This is a genomic window from Psychrobacter sp. S4(2024) (genome assembly GCF_036861305.1).
In the GTDB taxonomy this organism is placed as follows: Bacteria; Pseudomonadota; Gammaproteobacteria; order Pseudomonadales; family Moraxellaceae; genus Psychrobacter; species Psychrobacter cryohalolentis.
Window position 1 is genome coordinate 359,901 of the sequence record NZ_JAZAQR010000002.1, and the last position, 17,997, is coordinate 377,897.

A 17,997-nucleotide genomic window follows, 5' to 3' on the forward strand; every position below is an offset into this window, starting at 1 on the left:
CATTGCTAATACAAGGTATGGCATCGACTATACAATTAGTGATACAGCTTTTATCGCTGCAATAACCCAAAATACGCTATTTGATATAAAGATAATAACGTTCAATGACAACCCTAAAGACTGCTCTAATAGCTGTCTCAAAGGTAATAATAATGGCTATTATGCCTTATTATTTTGTATTCATACCGGACGTTAGTGACGACATAGTAATGTAAGGGCAAAGACTTGTCACTGTATCCGTCAAAATAGTATGGCATAATAGCATTTATTTTTAATTGTCGCTTTAATCATCGTGCGCCGTCTGTGAACTTTGTGTGTTTTTATAATTTGTGGTTTTTACAATAAATATAATTAGCATACTATCTTGCAAACCCGCTAGCTTACAAGAACTTAGCTATTATAATAAAGCTATGTCAGACAGTTAGCGCCACGATGATCAGCTTATGCAGGGCATTAATGTCATATCAATTTATTACTAGCGCCAAATTGCCTACTCGTCACGGCGAGTTTGATATTCATATCTTTGAGAATGATGAGGGTCAAGAGCATGTGATGCTGACGGTAGGTCTGCCTGTGTTTGATCAAACGAATATTGCCGACAGCAGCTTAAATCAAAAAGATGATGCTTTATCAGAACGCCCTATTCCTTTAATAAGAATTCATTCTGAGTGCTTAACTGGTGACGCTTTTAGCTCCTTAAAATGTGATTGCGGACCACAGCTAAATACCGCTATGGATGCGATACAAAAAACGGGCTGCGGGGCGATTTTATATCTGCGCCAAGAAGGGCGCGGCATCGGTCTGACCAATAAAATCCGCGCTTACGCCTTACAAGATCAAGGTCACGACACTCTAGATGCCAACCTTATGTTGGGGTTGCCTGCTGATGCGCGTATCTATGATATGTGTGGACCTATGCTTGCTCATGTAGGCGTTGATGCTGTGCGCCTTATCACCAATAATCCTAGTAAAGTCGCTTACTTGACCGAGCATGGTATCGATGTCATTGAGCGGGTGCCATTAGTCGTTGGGGTGAATGATATGAATGCTGAATATCTAGCGACCAAGCGCGATCGTATGGGTCATCTATTAGACACAGATTTTAATACCACCCTACACCTTAATAAATAGCAAATAATCAGATATTTTATGAGCATCCCAAATATAGATAACGATATCAATGTGTCGGCGACCGATGCAACAACACCAAGCCACCATGACATCATGCGCGTGCGTGAATTTCTAGTCGATTTACAAGCGCGTATCTGCCAAGCCCTAGAAGCGCAAGAAAGTGAGGGCTGCACTGATGCACAGAAATCCGCTACCTTTGTCCCTGACGATTGGGAGCGCCCTGAAGGTGGTGGTGGTCGCTCGTGCGTATTGGCAGACGGCGAAGTGATAGAAAAAGCCGGCGTTATGTTTAGTCATATACACGTCCAGAACTTGCCTGCTTCAGCAACTGCGCGTCATCCTGACATTGCTGGTCGTAAAGCACAGGCAATGGGCGTATCTCTTGTTGTGCATCCCAAAAACCCTAACGTTCCCACTAGTCATGCCAATGTACGCTTGTTTATTGCCGAAGCAGAAGGCAAAGACCCTATTTGGTGGTTTGGCGGTGGTTTTGATTTAACGCCATTTTATCCTGTGCTTGCTGACTGCGTGCATTGGCATCAAGTCTGTCATGACCTCTGTGCACCTTTTGGCGACAGCATTTATCCTGATTTCAAGCAATGGTGCGACGAGTATTTCCATTTACGTCATCGTGATGAGCAGCGCGGTATCGGCGGCTTGTTTTATGATGACGTCAATACTGAAAGTCGCGGCTGGGATTTTGAGACCTGCTTTAAATTTATGCAAGCGGTCGGTAATGGCTACCTTGAAGGTATGCTGCCAATTTTTGAGCAGCGTAAAAATGTGTCCTATACTGAAGCAGAGCGTGAATTTCAGCTCTATCGCCGAGGTCGCTATGTTGAATACAACCTTGTCTATGACCGCGGCACTCTATTTGGTCTGCAAAGTAATGGGCGTATCGAATCCATCTTAGTCAGTATGCCACCGCTTGCTAGCTGGCATTATCGCTTTGAGCCAGCTGAGGGCACGCCTGAGTTTGAGTTGACTGACTTCTACCTAAAACCGCGTGATTGGTTGACTTTATAATCGGGATTGGCATAATAACTTACTAGTATTTATTGGTTTTGATATAAATCCATTTTTTTGTTAAAAAGGTCAGCTAATCATGCTGACCTTTTTTATTTTAAATAAAGCGCTATTCAAAATAAGTAATGATAATTTTTAGGACGGCAATTTATATAGTCAGTCTTGAATAAAAGAAATACAAAAATTATAAGGTACTACTGGTATCAATTTTTCTTGCTTACTGTGCCTACGCAGACAGAGACTGCGAATAATTAATCCCAGTAGCACTGTATTCTTTTAAAAGTGTATCTACTATAGCTTAGCGAAAGCGATTATTTAAAACCAATTTATGAAAATATTTAATCTATTTTACAAAAACTCACGGTTTCGCCCTATGCTACTTAAGCTGCTTGCTGTTTAATATAGGATAGTACGTAATTTAAGCATCATGAAAAACAGTATTTTCGAATGTTAATAAAGAAAATATATTAAAAATATCGGATAAAATTTATTTTAATAGTAGCCATTTAATCAGGTGACGAGCATGCGTATGCTACGCCACCTTTTTATTAGCAACGTAAAAAGGAGCACTACTCATGACTCAGGTATCGAATCAAAAATCATTAAAATCTATCTTTGCTATTACTTTGATGGCAGCCACTTTAGGACTGACGGCTTGTAGCACACCAGTAGACCCTGATGTCAAAGCTCGTCAGGACATCATGAAGAATTTCGGTGATGCAATGAAGGTTATGGGCGGCATGGCAAAAGAGCCGGATACTTTTGATGCTGCAGTGTTTAAAGAGCAGGCGGCATTTTTAGCAGAAGAGTCTAAAAATCCTTGGAGCCATTTTAATAATAAAGACGCCGCTGGCAATGCCAAAGCAGAGGTTTGGTCAAATGTTGATGATTTTAAAGCAGAAGCAGAGAATTTTCAAAAGGTCACTGCTGAGCTAAACGCCGCTGCACAGACAGCAACTAGCATTGACGATGTGATGCCAGCTTTTAAACCTGTTGGCGACAGTTGTAAATCCTGCCATACGGACTTCCAAGTCGAAAAAGACTAAATAATAATCCTTTAGCAATATAAAAAGCCACCCTATCAAACAATAAGGTGGCTTTTTTATTCGCTTAACTTATGAATCAATTAAGCCATCAAGTCTGCTTGTACGATTTCAATCCAATAACCATCAACATCTTTAATAAAGACAATATTTTTCATGCTGCCTTCATCTGGACGTTTTTTGAATTCGACATTGTTTTCATCAAACCAAGCTACCGCTGCATTGAGATCAGGTACATTAAAACAAATATGACCAAACCCTTGTGGTTCTTGATTGCCATCATGATAGCTAAAGTCCACTTTTGTTTCGGTACCATAGTTATGAGTCAATTCCAAAATGCCACGCTGACGGAAGGCAAAAATCTCTAAATCATTACCTGACGGCAAGTTTTCACGTTCACTCTCAGTCAGCTTGGCTAAAAAGTACAAATCAAAACCCATGGCTGGGAATTTTTTGACTGCCAGTAACGTCATACCTAAGACACCAGTATAAAACGCTAAAGACTTCACAGGATCTTTAACACGCAGCATCGTATGGTTAAAGGTATAACCTGTCGTCTGCGCTGAGATAGGCTGTACGCCATTAGCCTTTACGCTGCTTTCAGGTTGCTCTTGTATTGAATGGTCGTTGTTAAAAGTATCATTACTCATGATTATTCCTATATGTAAATATTTTTAATCACTAATAGATTAAATGATCATACCTATAACACTTAGTCTTTCTAGCATAGCCTCTATAGAACACTATTAAGTATCTAAAAACCGCACTTTACCTGTTTCTAAGTCGTACTCGGCACCAACGATCAATAGCTGACCACTACTGGTTAAATCCTCTAACGCACGCGAGCCATGCTTTAATTGACTGACCGACATACGCACATTTGCACGTATAGAGCGATCAACCAGCTCGTCTGCATCCACATCTTGCCCATTGGCGGTCGCAAGTTCATGCAGATTATAGACACTTGGACGGATACGGTCGACGATAGATTGTAGATTGGGTGAGTAGTTTTGCTCAGGATTGATTAATGTTTCAACACAGGCGGTGACAGCGCCGCAGTGCGAATGTCCAAGCACCACGACCAGTTTAGTATTGAATTTTTCGGCAGCAAATTCTATCGAACCAATTTGTGAAGGAGCTACTACGTTACCTGCGACGCGTATGACAAATAAATCACCTAAACCTTGATCAAAAACGATCTCAACCGGTACCCGTGCGTCCGAACAACCCAAAATAATCGCTAAAGGGTCTTGATCTTTGATTAATTCTGGACGCCTTTGCATACAGGGATCGGTATTGGTCAAGCTGTCTACATAGCGTATATTACCTTGCTTAAGCAGCTCCAGTGCTTCCTGACCTGTTTTAGGGCGTGTATTGTTAGGCATAAGAAATCCTTGATAATTTAACGGGTTAACATAGTAAATTGCTCTATAACTATCCTGTCATAGAGTCTAAGTCTTCGATATCGTTTGGCGCTTTCAGCAAACCTCACTTAAGTTCTTACTTTTATAAGTCACTCTGTATTTATCATACACAAACCAATTGTATAGGAATAAATTCAAAAAAATGGTAAAAATTATTTAATTTAAGGGTGGTTACTTAGTCTATTTAACAAAGCGTAGACTCATCTTTAATCGCTATTTCAAGATAACTATAGGGGTCAACCAACCAACAAGGAACTTGCGCTGACTTGTAGCGAAGGTTTGTTATAATAGCCTGCGACCAACCCCTGTTAAACTCATCGCTTTAACATACTAAATCATCGTATCTAACGTATACAGCGTTCAGACTGACACTGATATTTTAGTATGTATATCGGTAATCTAGGAATCATTATGACCGAATCACTTTTAACGCCGCCGACTACTCCTGCATCAGAAAACGCTGATAAGGTATTGCTACAACTGACCGGTCTAAAGAAAACCTATGATAATACTGAGGTCTTAAAAGACATCAATCTTGATATCAAGCATGGTGAGTTTATTACTTTGCTCGGTCCTTCAGGCTGTGGTAAAACCACTCTACTACGACTGATTGCAGGATTTGAGCAGCCAAATGCAGGGGCGATTTACTTGGATGGCGTACAGATGGCAGGCTTGCCCGCTGATAAACGTCCGGTCAATACGGTGTTCCAGCAATATGCGCTATTTCCGCATATGACTGTCGCGCAAAATGTGGCGTATGGTCTAAAGCTAAAAAAAATCCCTAAAGATGAGATTCGAACGCGGGTACGTGAGATGCTAGCGATGGTGCAGCTAGAACATTTAGCCAATCGTCGCCCGCAGGATTTATCTGGTGGTCAGCAGCAGCGCGTAGCGATTGCACGCGCGGTGATTAATCGTCCTAAACTGCTATTGCTCGATGAACCCTTATCGGCGCTCGACCATAAGCTGCGTTTGCAAATGCAATCTGAGCTTAAACGTCTGCAACGTGAGCTTGGCATTACCTTTGTCTTTGTCACCCATGATCAAGAAGAAGCGCTGTCGATGTCAGACCGCATTGCGGTAATGAAAGACGGCAGATTTCAGCAAATTGGTACGCCAATTGAAATTTATGAAACCCCTGCCAATTTATTTACTGCCAAATTTATCGGTGAGACCAACTTATTTAAAGCGGAAGTCAAAGGCGTTTATCCTGAGCAGCCCGATCGTGATGGGCGCGTGACCAATGGGCGGATTGAAGTCGAGGTCTGCGAAGCCCAAGCGCAAGAGGGTCCGACGACCTTACGTAATCTGCGTCGACCCGATTTTGCCAACGATGTCCAAGTCGGTGATATCGTCAATTTATTGCTACGTCCGGAAGATTTGCGGATTTATGATCCGACTGACAACACCCATGGTGGTTTATTAGGGCGCGTTATCGAAAGCAATTATAAAGGCAGTACTTTAGACTCTATTATTGAGCTGGCTAATGGTCATGTGATTAAAGCATCGGAATTTTTCGATGAAGATGACCCAAGTTTTGATTATAAGCTTAATGAAGGTGTAAAAGTGTCATGGGTCGATGGTTGGGAATGGGTATTGCCAGAAGAGGATATCCATTAATGGCACATACTGGCATCAGCAATAAAAGCCCTTTTCGTACCGCAACGCTATGGCTGATTTGGGGTTGGCTTCTTATCTTTGCGCTATTACCCAATATATTGATCGTAGCCGTCAGCTTTTTGACCCGTGATAGCACGGCTTTTATCAGCCTACCTGTCAGCATAGACAGCTACGTGCGCATGATTGACCCGCTTTATTTTGATGTCTTTGTGCATTCATTATGGATGGCGGGCATCACTACGGTCATCTGCTTATTACTCGGCTACCCGTTTGCTTGGTTTGTATCTCGAGTTAGTAAACGCTGGCAGCCACTGTTGATGCTCATGCTGATACTACCATTTTGGACCAATTCTTTGGTACGAACTTATGCGCTAAAGTTATTGTTTGCCAGTAACGGTTTGATTAACAAATCCTTATTAGCAATCGGCATTATCGATGCGCCCATTGATATTTTATATACCCAAGGCGCGGTCATTGCGGGTTTAACTTATTTGTTATTTCCTTTTATGGTGCTGCCGCTGTATGCGGTATTTAGCGACTTACGCAATGATATGCTGCTTGCTTCGCAAGATTTGGGCGCCTCAAAACGACAAACCTTTTGGCATGTGGTGCTACCTTTGACCACACCTGGTATTATCTCTGGGTTGCTGCTAGTCCTGTTACCGGCGATGGGCATGTTTTACGTCGCCGATATTTTGGGCGGCTCGCGTAATTTACTCGTTGGTAATATTATCAAAAACCAGTTTTTAGATGCTCGAGATTGGCCATTTGGTGCAGCTGCTAGTGTGCTCTTGACACTTGCTATGGCGGTATTATTGCTTGCCTATCGCGCCAGTAGCCGCCGTATTGGCAAGACTGACTTTAGTGAGGTGGCCTAATGTCTTATAGTTCACTAAATAGCTCAACAAATAACAAATCGCCGAAAAACAAAAATCCCATAAGGTTTGGCAATATCGTCGCCAAAGGCTACCTTGGTCTGATTTATACTTTGCTATATCTACCTATCATCGTCTTGGTAGTGATGTCATTTAATAAGTCAAAAATTGGCTATAATTGGGGCGGCTTTAGTTTAAAGTGGTATGAGTCATTACTCAATAGTCAGGCGATGTTAGATGCATTTTGGCATTCGATTTTATTAGGTTTGGTTGCCGCTACAGTCTCAACCATCATCGGTACACTGACGGCGCTGGCGTTACATCGCTATGACTTTCGTGGTAAAGGGCTGCTAAATGGCTTGTTATTTGTGCTAATGATGTCGCCTGAGATTGTCTTAGCGATATCGCTACTGGCACTGTTTTTATTAATTGGGCTACAGCTGGGTTTTGTCTCGCTATTATTGGCGCACATTACGTTTTGCTTGCCGTTTGTCGTTATAACCGTCTTTGCGCGCTTAAGTAGTTTGGATGAGCGTTTGATGGAAGCGGCGCGTGATTTAGGTGCTAGCGAATCAACAATGGTACGGACAGTATTGATTCCGGTGATTTTCCCGGCAGTGATGGCGGGTTGGCTACTTGCTTTTACCTTATCGCTCGATGATGTGGTGGTATCGACCTTTGTCACCGGTCCTAGCTATGAGATATTGCCGCTACGTATTTATTCCATGGTACGCGTGGGACTTAAACCCGAGGTCAATGCGATTGGTACGATATTGCTGGTTGCTTCCTTAATTCTGGTTGTGATTTCACAGTTATTGCTACGTCGACGTTAATATTAATATTGCTCTAATCAGTTTCGCCTATCGGTATAACAGGTGTAATGCTTCTATCTGCTATACCTTATTTCTTTTTCACTTTGGTGGTTAGGTCATTTTATGCTAGAGCTCCGTCACCTTAATACGCTAACTGCGCTGCGAGCCCACGGCTCATTGGCTGCTGCTGCCGATGAGCTGCATGTCACCGCCTCTGCGGTCTCCCATCAGTTAAAAGAGCTAGAAAATTATTACGATATTAGTTTGGTCAATAGGCGCACGCGTCCGTTGACCTTTACGCCAGCTGGCAAAACGGTATTGGCGCTGGCAGACAGTATTATGCCGCAGGTCACGCGCACCAAAGCCAACTTAAAACGCCTAGCCCATGGTCAAGCAGGAAGATTGCGCTTAGCGTCTGAATGTCATAGCTGCTTTGATTGGTTGATGCCGATTCTCAATCATTATCGCCGTGAGTGGTCAGATGTGGAGCTAGATTTTGCTACTGGTTTTGAGCCCGAGCCGCATCATTTATTGATGGAAGGGGATATTGACCTGCTCATTACCACTAGCAATTTGCCGATAGAGGGTATCAGTTATCAGCCCTTATTTGAATATGAAAGTCGTTTGGTACTTTCACCTACTCACGATTTGGCGGAGCAACAATTTATTCATGCCAAAGACTTAGTCGATGAAACCTTGATTGCTTATCCAGTGGAGGCCAAGCGCCTTGATATTATTGCCAATTTTATGACCCCAGAGCAGGTCAGCTTTAAAAGTATGCGTACCACTGAGCTAACCGCTATGCTTATTCAGTTGGTTGCTAGTGAACGCGGGGTGGCAGCACTCCCCGACTGGGTGGTCGCTGAATATGAGAGAAAAGGTTGGGTAGTTTCGCGTCCATTAGGTAGCGGCGTCTACTGTCAGCTGTATGCGGCAACGCGCACCTCGAGCCAAGAGATTGCCTATATGCAAGGGTTTGCCAGTTTATTAGAAGGTATCGTAAAACCTGTCTAAAAGTAATTATCACTAAAAAAAGAGCCGTATTAAAAAATTAATATGGCTCTTTTTTATCGCTGCATTTTTATTATTACAAAACCAACTTAAAGAAATAAAAGCCAATTGCGGTTGCTAATAACGTCAGCCCCACATGTAGCCCAATCAGTCCTAAGCCTGCAAGCAGTTTGCCATTATGGATAAAGGTAAATACTTCAACGCTAAAGGTGCTAAAAGTCGTCAGTCCACCTAAAAATCCCGTAATTACAAACAGTCTAATATTGGGGGATAAGCCACTGCCCATACGCTCAAACCACACCAAGGCCAGCCCTATCAATAGTCCACCTAAGACATTAGCACCAAGCGTCCCAAGTGGAATCCAATGGTGCATCGGGTTAAAACGCGCTAGCCACCCTCGCAGGCAAGCGCCAATGGCAGCACCTAATCCAATCGCAAGCCACTGCATAAGTTATCCTTGAGTGATATAAAGTTTAATAAATTGGATACAAGCTACTTTATAGCGCTTATAGCATTTATACTGCGGGCAACTCGGTCATCGGCCAACGTGGTACGCAGCTGACAGCCAAATCATCTGCTTGACCCGCTTGCAAACGCTCGTAACCCGCATACGCAATCATCGCACCATTATCAGTACATAAAGCAGGAGGGGCATAATGTACGGTCGCATTTATTTTAGCAAGCTCCCGCTCGAGAGTTTCACGCAAATGGCTATTGGCACTGACGCCGCCTGCAATAACCAAGCGGCTCATCCCGACCTGTTTAAGGGCTTTGACGCATTTTTTAACCAAGGTATCGACCACGGCATGCTGAAAACTGGCGGCAATATCAGCACGGACTTGCGGGTCGCTATCAGAGCTATTTCCAGAGCCCCCTGAACCATTGGTATCTTTAATCAGATTATGCACTGCCGTTTTCATACCGCTAAAAGAGAAATCCAAACCACGATGTAACATTGGTCTTGGTAAACTATAAGCGTCCGAATTGCCACTTTCCGCTAATTTAGCGATATTAGGACCACCCGGATATGGCAAGCCCAACATCTTCGCCGCTTTATCAAAACACTCACCTGCCGCATCATCAATGGATTCGCCAAGGATTTCATATTGACCAATACCATGCGCAGCAATGAGTAGCGTATGCCCACCAGAAACCAGTAAGGAGACAAATGGAAACGCTGGTGGATTCGCACCCATCAGCGGTGCCAATAGATGCCCTTCCATATGATGAACACCAATCGCTGGAATATCTAACCCATAAGCCAAGCTACGACCAAACAATGCACCCGTCATCAAGGCGCCGATAAGCCCCGGACCCTTGGTATAAGCGACGGCATCAATCTCATCTTTAGTGATGTTACATTGCTGCAAAAGCTCATTAAATAAAGGCACTAACTTACGGATATGATCGCGACTAGCAAGCTCAGGCACCACGCCGCCATAAAGGGCGTGAAGCTCTATTTGTGAATACAATACTTGTCCAAGTAGACCTTTATTGTCGCTCGTTATCTGTTCGCTATCAAAAATCGCTAGACCCGTCTCATCGCAAGAGGTTTCTAATCCCAATACTTTCATCTGTGTGCCTTTATATTTTGCCTTGTAGCGTGAATAAAAAACCGCCACTGTAAGCTTACAATGGCGGTCAGTTTAGCAAATTTCAATCAATAATATTTAGCTAGCTGCAGCAACCATATAATCAACAGCCGCATGAACTTGCGCCTCACTGACTTCAGCGCTTGCCTGCGCAGGCATTTTGTTAAAGCCTTTGGCAGAGTGCATATGTAGTGTATCGATACCTTTGGCGATTCGTGGTGCCCACGCTTCTTTATTACCGAATACTGGCGCGGCTAATAAACCTTTTTCATGACAGACTTTACATTGTTTTTCATACAATGCAGCACCTGCATCAGCAGCCAACACTTCAGGCTCAGCAGCGGCAGCACTTACTTCTTCCGCTTTTATTTCTGACGCCTCAACTGTTTCTACTTCAACGACAGGCTCAGCTTCAGCAGGCGCTGCTGGCTCCACAACCACAGCTTCGGTTTCATTAACCACCGCAGGCTCATCAGTGGGAGTGTTGTCACCACCGCTACAGGCGCTAAGTGTCAATAACACACTAAGACTTAGACCAGACAGCGCTAACTTAACAACTGATTTTTTCTTTATTACAGCTTGTTTAACAGTCATGGTTATTTCCTCATCTATAGATGGTTAGTGACACCGCTCATTATTGAATACTGCCTTCAAGCAGGATTAATTGATTGCAGGTTCAGCTGAATCTGTCGCCGGCACTTCAGTACTATTGGCAGTATCGGCAGTCGCCACAGCGGTATCAGAACTATCGGCGCTTACCGTTGCATCAGCTGCTGTTTCCTCTACTGCGACAGCCCCTTCTTCAGTACTCATCGTCGCATCTGTTGTCGCATCAGCTGCTGGCATTGGCGCTGCTGCTGGGAAATCCATCTTTTCTGCTGCAGGTGCATTCGCGCGAGCAATCTCTGCTGCCTCATCAACACGATCGACGGCTAAAATGTGATCTGACTCTTCACCTTCTTTCTCACTACTACAAGCACTGACACCAAAACCAAGAGCGACGATAAATGCTGTACTTAGCGCCGTATTGAGTACTGATTTTTTCATTCCAACATCCTTAATAAAGTGCACATAAAACGATTGATATTATGCAAATTATCATAGCATAAACTTGGCCTAAACCGTTATAGACAGTAGGGGTTTTATTTATACTGATGCTATTTAGTAAATAACCCGTTTATCCTTCCTAAAGAACGTTTAGCTATAAATGACTTACGACCCTTATTGCTGGCAGCAGTTTGCAACTTAATGATAGTTATAGATTAATAGGTAAAAGCCTTTGACTTTATTGCGATTTTTTATTAAAATAGGCGCCCTTGTGCTATTGCGCAAGATTGTCCTAGTTTGAGCTGATGCCAGTAATCTTGAGATATTACGGCTAAATACTAATACACAGCCAAACTAATGCCCTTATATCTCATCCTAATCGAGGAGTCTTCATGCCTGCAGTTAAGGTTAAAGAAAACGAACCAGTTGATATCGCTATCCGTCGTTTTAAACGTGCTTGTGAAAAAGCTGGCGTATTGTCAGATGTACGTAAGCGTGAATTTTATGAAAAACCAACGCAAGTACGCAAGCGCAAAAAAGCTGCTGCAGTAAAGCGTTATAAAAAGAAATTACAACGCGAAACTATTCGTACCACTCGTATGTACTAATCGATAAGTCGATTAGCTAAGTACCAGCGCTACACTAACGCCACTGTTATCCGATGATATCAGTGGCGTTTTTTATGCTACAATTTTTGTTATTACTATCATTGGTTCTAACACTTTCTATTATAAAGCTTGTTCTGATTAGTAGACTTTTTACACAAACTTTTTACCTATAATCATAAGGAATAACAACAATGAGCCAAATTAAACAGACGCTAACTGACACCATCAAAGTCTCTATGAAAGCACGTGAGATTGAACGGGTCAAAGTACTGCGTAACGTACAAGCAGTTATCAAGCAAATTGAGATCGACCGTCGAATAGAGCTTGATGATGCCGAAGTTTTGGAGATATTACAAAAACAGCTCAAACAGCGCCATGAGTCATTGACTATTTTTACTGAAAACGGTCGTGATGACTTGGCAACCAAAGAGCAGTTTGAGATTGATATTATCAATGAATATATGCCAAAACAGATGGATGATGCGGAGATTACTGCCTTGGTAAATGCAGAAATCGCCGAGCAAGGCGCAACGTCAATGCGTGATATGGGTAGCGTGATGGGTATATTAAAAACGAAAACCGCGGGTCGTGCTGACCCTGCCTTAATCTCAAAGCTGGTCAAAGACGCGCTACAAGGTTAATCGCTACAGCATATTGATAAAATCAACGCTTTTTCTATATAGCGCTTTATAGCAATTAGTTATCAGAGAACCGCCTAAGGCTTAAAATCTTTGGCGGTTTTTACGGCTTTGATTTCGGCATTAATATTGGCAAGTAGTGGACGAGCGCTATTGGCTTGAGCCGTATTTTGCAAATTTTCTGTCAATTTTTTGGCTTGCGTCAAAGAAGTCAGCGCTCGCTCGTAGCTTCCACTCCATAGTTGGTCATGACTGCGGTAGCGTAGTGCATTAATAGTAGCAATACTTTTTAGCGGTGCAGAATTGGTGGTCTTTGCCAATTTTTCATTGGCCAATTGCAAACTTTGCCAAGCATAGCGATCGCTTGGCTGCTGTTCAGTCAATGGCTTAAGCAATGCTTGGGCTTTGGTTGGCTGATTACTATTGGTCAAGGCTTCTGCCAGATAAAGTCGTAAGTCACGGCGCTCAGGATAGAGCCGCTGCTGACTCTCTAATATTTCAGCAGCTTGTTGCCATTTATTTTGTTCCGTCAAAATCTGGCTTTGAGTAATGGACAATAATGGCTCGAGTACTTGGCGCTTTGCGACCGGCAATGCAGACAGCTCGGCAAATAAATCATTTGCCTCTTTAAAGCGCTGCTGCTCTCCATACCAATGCATTAGTGCAAGTTTTGCCCCGACGCTGTTTTTTGCCGCAGTCATCAAGGCAGTCTCTGAAGCATGCTTGCCGGTACTTTGTACGCGCCAATACAGCAGATCAAACAAAGCTTGATGGCGCTGCTGTTGATTTAACGGCAGCGTATTATAACGCTGCGCGCGGCTTTGAGATTCACTCAAGCGCTCATTGCTCAGTGGATGAGAGCGGATAAAGCTTGGCAAAAACTGATTGGCGGTTTGATTCATCTGACTTTTTTGATTCATGGTCGCAAAGAAGCGCGGCATCGCCCGTGGGTCATAGCCAGCTTGGTTCATGATTTGCATACCGACCCGATCAGCATCACGTTCATTATTACGACTAAACGCCATACTACTATTCATAGTGGCGGTTTGGCTACCCATCATCACTGCTGCTGCCGCATCACCATCGACGGTCGATGCAGCAATCGCGGCGAGCATGCCACCTATTTGCATCAGCAAGGCTTTTTTACGCTCATCAGCGCCGCTTTCATAATGACGCTGACTGATGTGCGCAACCTCATGAGCTACAACGCTTGCCAGCTCATCCATGCTGTTTGCGGCCAATATAGTGCCGGTATTAAGACCAATTACGCCGCCTGGAGCCGCAAATGCATTGATACTTGGGTTATCGATAATGACCAAACCAAGCGGTGCTTGCTGGCGTGCTTGGGCATTGAGCCGCCATGTTAGTTCTTTGACCGTTTCTTGAATCCAAGGGTCATGCTCCATCTTTACATGACCATTGATGTTTCTTAATGACCATTCACCAAGCAATTTATTTTGATATTGCTCATCAAAGCTCAGCCCTTGCCCGCGTAAACTGGGCAAACTTAGCTCTTCTGTGTTAGTGGTTTGCCATGAATCATAGCTCAATGGCACCGTTTGGCTTTTGCTATAGGCGGCGCTTGTACAGGCCAATAGTATCGTTGACAGTGCTAATTTTAGTGCAAGCATTGGCGACAGATGATGGTTTACCTGCTTAGAGAATAACCCTGTCTGTATGCTTGCATAGTGAGTGATAGCACGTTTATTCCGTGCATTTATTAGCGGCTTATCAAGCATTGATTGTCTTTTAGAATAATCCAAGTGCGTACCCTATATGCATAATCATAACGTGCTTTGACTATACGAGGTTGTCTATTGAACGTCAATTGCCGTCTGCCTGTCGCTACCAATAACTCCGCAGGGCGTCACCATTGCGCAACATGGTTATGTGAACCTATTAGATAAGTCTAATATAAAAATATGAAGATCAATACTACTCAGTTGTTCTGATTGATCAAACGCGATGATGACTATATTCAACTGCAATTGAATACAGGCAATTTGCTATAATGGTTGCTTATAAAACCGTCAGCGTCACAGCACAATCGCCATGTTGTATTAAGATAGTATTATCCATAAATATTGTAATGCTAAGCATTAGACTGAAACACAAGGTTTAATATTAGCCATGTTAAAGGTTTATTTTATGTCTGCTGATAGTCCATCCATCATGGTACGAGCCGCTTATCCAATATATCTGGGAGAGACTTTGTCTAAGAGCGAGCAGCAATCAATCAGGCAGCTCCTAGACTTATTACCAACAGATGACATCAACGTAAATGATAAAACAGATGTGAGTAAACCAGTACTTGTTATCAAAGATATGGTCGATGGTCGCGGACTTGCCTGCCCGATGCCACTGTTAAAAACTAAGGTCGCATTACGCAGTGTCGTCTCTGGGGAGTCATTGTACGTTGTGGCAACTGACCCAAATTCTCAAGCTGACATTATGGCTTTTTGTCAGCAAAGCTTACAAACAAAAGCCATGAACCCGCTATTGCTTAGTATTAATCAAGCCACCGTATCAGACAGTGAAGAACTGAGCGACAGCCAATCTAAATATTCTGTTGATACAATATATCACTTTATCATTACCAAAACTGATAGCAACTAAGCGTCGCTATCCTTTACAATTACAACTATAAAGATTTTTATCTGACTGTTTGCTTATCTATTTAACCAAGGTCAAGAATATGGCTAATACCACTACTAACGCTGCAAATAACCGTAAAAAAGACAGCGCTGTTCCTGAAATAAACGAAGCGCGCGATGCAGCACTGAAAGCGGCAGCTGAGCGTCCGCCTTATGATGCCAGCGCGCTTGGCGATACCAGTACCCGTGATTTGGTACCTGCCATGCCGACGCATTTGTCCGCACCTGGGGTGAATTTGGGTGCTTATATTAATACCGTGCACCAAATCCCTATCTTGACTCCGACGCAAGAGCAAGAGCTTGCCCATCGCTATTATGATGAAGGCGATGTAGAAGCGGCGCGTTTACTGGTCATGTCGCATTTGCGTTTTGTTATTCATATTGCCCGCAGCTATTCAGGCTATGGGTTACCGCAAGCAGATTTGATCCAAGAAGGTAATTTGGGACTTATGAAGGCGGTAAAGCGTTTTGATCCTAACAAAGGCGTACGTCTAGTATCATTTGCAGTGCATTGGATTAAAGCAGAGATTCATGAATTTGTCATCCGTAACTGGCGTATTGTAAAAGTTGCCACAACCAAGGCGCATCGTAAGCTGTTCTTTAACTTACGTAGTTTAAAAAAGACCAACAATCAGTTGACCCTCGAAGAAGCCGATGCGATTGCCAATGACTTAAACGTTACTCGTAAGCAAGTGCTTGAGATGGAGTCGCGCCTGACCTCTTATGATGCGTCATTTGAGGCGCAATCAAGTGACGATGACGATGGACGTTATGCGCCGCAGTTATTTTTGGAAGATGGCATTGACCCTGCCGAAATCGTCGAAGAATCTGACTGGGAAGAGAATAATTCATCAGCCTTGATTGCTGCAATGGAAACCTTGGATGATCGCTCACGTGATATTGTCGAGCAGCGCTGGTTATCTGAGCAAAAATCAACGCTGCATGAGTTGGCAGCGGTCTACTCTATCTCTGCTGAGCGCGTACGCCAAATTGAGAAAAACGCCATGGATAAAATCCGTGAAGCGATGACCATCGACAGTGTGATTTTGCCTGATGATATTCAATAATTTACCTATCAGTAAGACAAATGTCTTTGCCTAGTAAGCATTTATTCAACAATACGAGTACAACCATGTTCAATTGGATAAGTATCGCGGCGATCAATATGGCTATCGCCGTTGCTTTAGGCGCGTTTGGCGCGCATGGTCTCAAAGCTATGGTCAACACTCAACAGCTAGGATGGTGGCAGACGGCAACCTTGTATTGGTTTGTCCATTCGCTTGGATTATTACTTGTTGGTATCCTTATTCGCTTAAACTATGCAACCCAAACCGCCGCATGGTTATTACAAATTGGTGTCATTATTTTTGCGGGTAGTTTATACGCCATGACACTTGGCGCGCCACGTTGGTTCGGTGCCATTACGCCTATTGGCGGTGTGCTGATGATTGCAGGTTGGTTATGGCTTGCGCTATCTTCAGCACGCTTAACAAATAGCTGATTGATTGATTTTAGTAAGAAATAATCTTATTTTATTCAGCTACGTTAGTGTTGGTAGTAGTGAAAATAGTAAGGCTAAATAGGAATTTTGGATTATTAGGGAGTACGATTTATGAGCAATATTAGTGTCAATGGTAAGAAGTTACAGACGACTCATCAAACGGTACAATTGGTTGTCAATGAGCTTGGGCTTAGTAACGGTCGTTATGCGGTAGAAGTCGATGGTGAACTGATTCCTAAAAGTGAGCTTGATAAGCTACATATTGTTGAAGGCATGACTATTGAAGTAGTACAGGCTGTAGGCGGTGGCTAAGGTTTCTAACCATTGAAATAGATAGTCGTTTTTGATACATAGAATTTTAGAAAATCACACTGTAAAACCTAACGTTTACAACCCTTTCCTTTTAAAATTTATTATAAAAAAGACCTCAACGATTATGCGTTTGAGGTCTTTTTTTTACTTAGCGTCTTAGGCTTGCTAAATTGCTCATTTTTGAGCATGTCACGTATTCAAATTACTCAGGAATACTGTTCAATTTAATAACCTTGCTATTTACGCATTTATTTATTGGCTAATAATGATTAAAGTTTTATGACACAGCAAGCTATCACTAAACTGCAGGCTCAGCTTCAGCCGTCATCAAATCTTCATAGCGAGCATCACGCCCTACACCCTGTGTTTTTTTGCTCTCCATTTTTGTTTTATACTTGCGTACTTGTCTATCAAGTTTGTCTGCCATCTCATTTATGGCTTTATACATATCATCATCAAGAGCTTGGACAAACATCTCTTTACCCGAGACTCGCATGATAGCTTCAGCCTTATGGCTCTTTTTAGCACCGCTGTTATCTAGCGATAGAATCACTTGAATACTTTGAATCTGATCAAAGTGACGCTCGACTTTTTCAAGTTTTTCGCGAACTGCGGTGTCCATGGCATCGGTAATACTGATATGGTGACCACTGATAGAAACATTCATATTATTGTCCTCTTATTAGTACTTACAATCAACAGA

Annotated in this window: 21 protein-coding genes; 13 read left to right on the forward strand and 8 right to left on the reverse strand. The window is 42.9% G+C overall.

Going from position 1 to position 17,997, the window contains the following annotated elements:
- Nucleotides 1-456 precede the first annotated feature (456 nt).
- The 3 genes from ribA (at nucleotide 457) to VLA57_RS06425 (ending at nucleotide 3,203) form a co-directional block, all read left to right on the forward strand.
- Nucleotides 457-1,131, forward strand: coding sequence for a GTP cyclohydrolase II (ribA, locus tag VLA57_RS06415; RefSeq protein WP_333954633.1), 675 nt, complete (start codon nucleotides 457-459; stop codon nucleotides 1,129-1,131).
- An 18-nt stretch (nucleotides 1,132-1,149) separates the two neighbouring features.
- A complete protein-coding gene (hemF, locus tag VLA57_RS06420) occupies nucleotides 1,150-2,157 on the forward strand; it encodes an oxygen-dependent coproporphyrinogen oxidase (protein ID WP_333954634.1) in 1,008 nt (335 codons plus the stop codon).
- 575 nt (nucleotides 2,158-2,732) lie between these two features.
- Nucleotides 2,733-3,203 (forward strand): c-type cytochrome, encoded by a 471-nt coding sequence (locus tag VLA57_RS06425; RefSeq protein WP_263240925.1) that lies wholly within the window; start codon nucleotides 2,733-2,735, stop codon nucleotides 3,201-3,203.
- 80 nt (nucleotides 3,204-3,283) lie between these two features.
- Here the strand turns inward: VLA57_RS06425 and gloA are convergent, their stop codons facing one another.
- The gene (gene gloA, locus VLA57_RS06430) at nucleotides 3,284-3,850 is read right to left on the reverse strand and encodes a lactoylglutathione lyase (protein ID WP_011512613.1); all 567 of its coding nucleotides are present in this window, start codon (nucleotides 3,848-3,850) and stop codon (nucleotides 3,284-3,286) included.
- 96 nt (nucleotides 3,851-3,946) lie between these two features.
- Nucleotides 3,947-4,585 (reverse strand): carbonic anhydrase, encoded by a 639-nt coding sequence (locus tag VLA57_RS06435; RefSeq protein ID WP_011512612.1) that lies wholly within the window; start codon nucleotides 4,583-4,585, stop codon nucleotides 3,947-3,949.
- 450 nt (nucleotides 4,586-5,035) lie between these two features.
- Here VLA57_RS06435 and potA point away from each other — a divergent pair, with 450 nt between their 5' ends.
- From potA to VLA57_RS06455, 4 genes are all read left to right on the forward strand, one after another.
- Complete coding sequence (potA, locus tag VLA57_RS06440; protein ID WP_333954635.1) at nucleotides 5,036-6,244, forward strand: spermidine/putrescine ABC transporter ATP-binding protein PotA; 1,209 nt, start codon at nucleotides 5,036-5,038, stop codon at nucleotides 6,242-6,244.
- The gene (potB, locus tag VLA57_RS06445) at nucleotides 6,244-7,122 is read left to right on the forward strand and encodes a spermidine/putrescine ABC transporter permease PotB (RefSeq protein ID WP_333954636.1); all 879 of its coding nucleotides are present in this window, start codon (nucleotides 6,244-6,246) and stop codon (nucleotides 7,120-7,122) included. The genes potA and potB overlap by 1 nt, the downstream gene beginning before the upstream one ends.
- Nucleotides 7,122-7,952 carry a spermidine/putrescine ABC transporter permease PotC gene (potC, locus tag VLA57_RS06450; protein WP_333954637.1) on the forward strand — a complete coding sequence of 277 codons (831 nt, stop codon included), beginning with the start codon at nucleotides 7,122-7,124 and terminating at the stop codon, nucleotides 7,950-7,952. The genes potB and potC overlap by 1 nt, the downstream gene beginning before the upstream one ends.
- 102 nt (nucleotides 7,953-8,054) lie before the next feature.
- Nucleotides 8,055-8,945 (forward strand): LysR family transcriptional regulator, encoded by an 891-nt coding sequence (locus tag VLA57_RS06455; RefSeq protein WP_333954638.1) that lies wholly within the window; start codon nucleotides 8,055-8,057, stop codon nucleotides 8,943-8,945.
- A 73-nt stretch (nucleotides 8,946-9,018) separates the two neighbouring features.
- Here VLA57_RS06455 and VLA57_RS06460 read toward each other — a convergent pair whose 3' ends face one another.
- The 4 genes from VLA57_RS06460 to VLA57_RS06475 all read right to left on the reverse strand — a co-directional run bounded on the left by VLA57_RS06460 (nucleotide 9,019) and on the right by VLA57_RS06475 (nucleotide 11,581).
- Complete coding sequence (locus VLA57_RS06460) at nucleotides 9,019-9,390, reverse strand: CrcB family protein (protein WP_333954639.1); 372 nt, start codon at nucleotides 9,388-9,390, stop codon at nucleotides 9,019-9,021.
- Between the two features lie 67 nt (nucleotides 9,391-9,457).
- Nucleotides 9,458-10,516: a tRNA (adenosine(37)-N6)-threonylcarbamoyltransferase complex transferase subunit TsaD gene (gene tsaD / locus VLA57_RS06465; RefSeq protein ID WP_333954640.1), complete on the reverse strand. Its 1,059-nt coding sequence runs from the start codon at nucleotides 10,514-10,516 to the stop codon at nucleotides 9,458-9,460.
- A 96-nt stretch (nucleotides 10,517-10,612) separates the two neighbouring features.
- On the reverse strand, nucleotides 10,613-11,128 hold the full coding sequence (locus VLA57_RS06470; RefSeq protein ID WP_333954641.1) for a c-type cytochrome: 516 nt from the start codon (nucleotides 11,126-11,128) through the stop codon (nucleotides 10,613-10,615).
- Between the two features lie 66 nt (nucleotides 11,129-11,194).
- Entirely contained in the window at nucleotides 11,195-11,581 is a 387-nt protein-coding gene (locus VLA57_RS06475) for a hypothetical protein (RefSeq protein WP_333954642.1), read from the reverse strand.
- 392 nt (nucleotides 11,582-11,973) lie between these two features.
- On the opposite strand from VLA57_RS06475, the gene rpsU reads away from it, so the two are divergent.
- On the forward strand, nucleotides 11,974-12,189 hold the full coding sequence (rpsU, locus tag VLA57_RS06480; protein WP_010195908.1) for a 30S ribosomal protein S21: 216 nt from the start codon (nucleotides 11,974-11,976) through the stop codon (nucleotides 12,187-12,189).
- Nucleotides 12,190-12,380: 191 nt separating this feature from the next.
- On the forward strand, nucleotides 12,381-12,830 hold the full coding sequence (locus VLA57_RS06485; RefSeq protein WP_011512603.1) for a GatB/YqeY domain-containing protein: 450 nt from the start codon (nucleotides 12,381-12,383) through the stop codon (nucleotides 12,828-12,830).
- Nucleotides 12,831-12,904: 74 nt separating this feature from the next.
- Here the strand turns inward: VLA57_RS06485 and VLA57_RS06490 are convergent, their stop codons facing one another.
- The gene (locus VLA57_RS06490; protein WP_333954647.1) at nucleotides 12,905-14,566 is read right to left on the reverse strand and encodes a M48 family metalloprotease; all 1,662 of its coding nucleotides are present in this window, start codon (nucleotides 14,564-14,566) and stop codon (nucleotides 12,905-12,907) included.
- A 409-nt stretch (nucleotides 14,567-14,975) separates the two neighbouring features.
- Between VLA57_RS06490 and VLA57_RS06495 the strand changes: the two genes are divergently transcribed.
- From VLA57_RS06495 to thiS, 4 genes are all read left to right on the forward strand, one after another.
- Nucleotides 14,976-15,443 (forward strand): sulfurtransferase TusA family protein, encoded by a 468-nt coding sequence (locus VLA57_RS06495; RefSeq protein WP_333954648.1) that lies wholly within the window; start codon nucleotides 14,976-14,978, stop codon nucleotides 15,441-15,443.
- A 241-nt stretch (nucleotides 15,444-15,684) separates the two neighbouring features.
- Nucleotides 15,685-16,548: an RNA polymerase sigma factor RpoH gene (rpoH, locus tag VLA57_RS06500; protein WP_011512600.1), complete on the forward strand. Its 864-nt coding sequence runs from the start codon at nucleotides 15,685-15,687 to the stop codon at nucleotides 16,546-16,548.
- A gap of 65 nt (nucleotides 16,549-16,613) precedes the next feature.
- A complete protein-coding gene (locus VLA57_RS06505; protein ID WP_201530492.1) occupies nucleotides 16,614-16,982 on the forward strand; it encodes a DUF423 domain-containing protein in 369 nt (122 codons plus the stop codon).
- A gap of 111 nt (nucleotides 16,983-17,093) precedes the next feature.
- A complete protein-coding gene (gene thiS / locus VLA57_RS06510; protein ID WP_011512598.1) occupies nucleotides 17,094-17,294 on the forward strand; it encodes a sulfur carrier protein ThiS in 201 nt (66 codons plus the stop codon).
- A 298-nt stretch (nucleotides 17,295-17,592) separates the two neighbouring features.
- Here the strand turns inward: thiS and hpf are convergent, their stop codons facing one another.
- Complete coding sequence (gene hpf, locus VLA57_RS06515; RefSeq protein WP_201530493.1) at nucleotides 17,593-17,961, reverse strand: ribosome hibernation-promoting factor, HPF/YfiA family; 369 nt, start codon at nucleotides 17,959-17,961, stop codon at nucleotides 17,593-17,595.
- Between the last annotated feature and the right edge of the window lie 36 nt (nucleotides 17,962-17,997).

Excerpts from the sequence above, each read along its gene's own strand:
- potB (WP_333954636.1), top strand. The coding sequence starts at position 6,244 with ATGGCACATACTGGCATCAGCAATAAAAGCCCTTTTCGTACCGCAACG.
- hemF (WP_333954634.1), top strand. The coding sequence starts at position 1,150 with ATGAGCATCCCAAATATAGATAACGATATCAATGTGTCGGCGACCGAT.
- hpf (WP_201530493.1), bottom strand. The coding sequence starts at position 17,961 with ATGAATGTTTCTATCAGTGGTCACCATATCAGTATTACCGATGCCATG.
- ribA (WP_333954633.1), top strand. The coding sequence starts at position 457 with ATGTCATATCAATTTATTACTAGCGCCAAATTGCCTACTCGTCACGGC.
- VLA57_RS06485 (WP_011512603.1), top strand. The coding sequence starts at position 12,381 with ATGAGCCAAATTAAACAGACGCTAACTGACACCATCAAAGTCTCTATG.
- VLA57_RS06505 (WP_201530492.1), top strand. The coding sequence starts at position 16,614 with ATGTTCAATTGGATAAGTATCGCGGCGATCAATATGGCTATCGCCGTT.
- gloA (WP_011512613.1), bottom strand. The coding sequence starts at position 3,850 with ATGAGTAATGATACTTTTAACAACGACCATTCAATACAAGAGCAACCT.
- potA (WP_333954635.1), top strand. The coding sequence starts at position 5,036 with ATGACCGAATCACTTTTAACGCCGCCGACTACTCCTGCATCAGAAAAC.
- VLA57_RS06425 (WP_263240925.1), top strand. The coding sequence starts at position 2,733 with ATGACTCAGGTATCGAATCAAAAATCATTAAAATCTATCTTTGCTATT.
- VLA57_RS06455 (WP_333954638.1), top strand. The coding sequence starts at position 8,055 with ATGCTAGAGCTCCGTCACCTTAATACGCTAACTGCGCTGCGAGCCCAC.
- VLA57_RS06490 (WP_333954647.1), bottom strand. The coding sequence starts at position 14,566 with ATGCTTGATAAGCCGCTAATAAATGCACGGAATAAACGTGCTATCACT.
- VLA57_RS06470 (WP_333954641.1), bottom strand. The coding sequence starts at position 11,128 with ATGACTGTTAAACAAGCTGTAATAAAGAAAAAATCAGTTGTTAAGTTA.
- thiS (WP_011512598.1), top strand. The coding sequence starts at position 17,094 with ATGAGCAATATTAGTGTCAATGGTAAGAAGTTACAGACGACTCATCAA.
- rpsU (WP_010195908.1), top strand. The coding sequence starts at position 11,974 with ATGCCTGCAGTTAAGGTTAAAGAAAACGAACCAGTTGATATCGCTATC.
- VLA57_RS06435 (WP_011512612.1), bottom strand. The coding sequence starts at position 4,585 with ATGCCTAACAATACACGCCCTAAAACAGGTCAGGAAGCACTGGAGCTG.
- VLA57_RS06460 (WP_333954639.1), bottom strand. The coding sequence starts at position 9,390 with ATGCAGTGGCTTGCGATTGGATTAGGTGCTGCCATTGGCGCTTGCCTG.
- tsaD (WP_333954640.1), bottom strand. The coding sequence starts at position 10,516 with ATGAAAGTATTGGGATTAGAAACCTCTTGCGATGAGACGGGTCTAGCG.
- rpoH (WP_011512600.1), top strand. The coding sequence starts at position 15,685 with ATGCCGACGCATTTGTCCGCACCTGGGGTGAATTTGGGTGCTTATATT.
- potC (WP_333954637.1), top strand. The coding sequence starts at position 7,122 with ATGTCTTATAGTTCACTAAATAGCTCAACAAATAACAAATCGCCGAAA.
- VLA57_RS06475 (WP_333954642.1), bottom strand. The coding sequence starts at position 11,581 with ATGAAAAAATCAGTACTCAATACGGCGCTAAGTACAGCATTTATCGTC.
- VLA57_RS06495 (WP_333954648.1), top strand. The coding sequence starts at position 14,976 with ATGTCTGCTGATAGTCCATCCATCATGGTACGAGCCGCTTATCCAATA.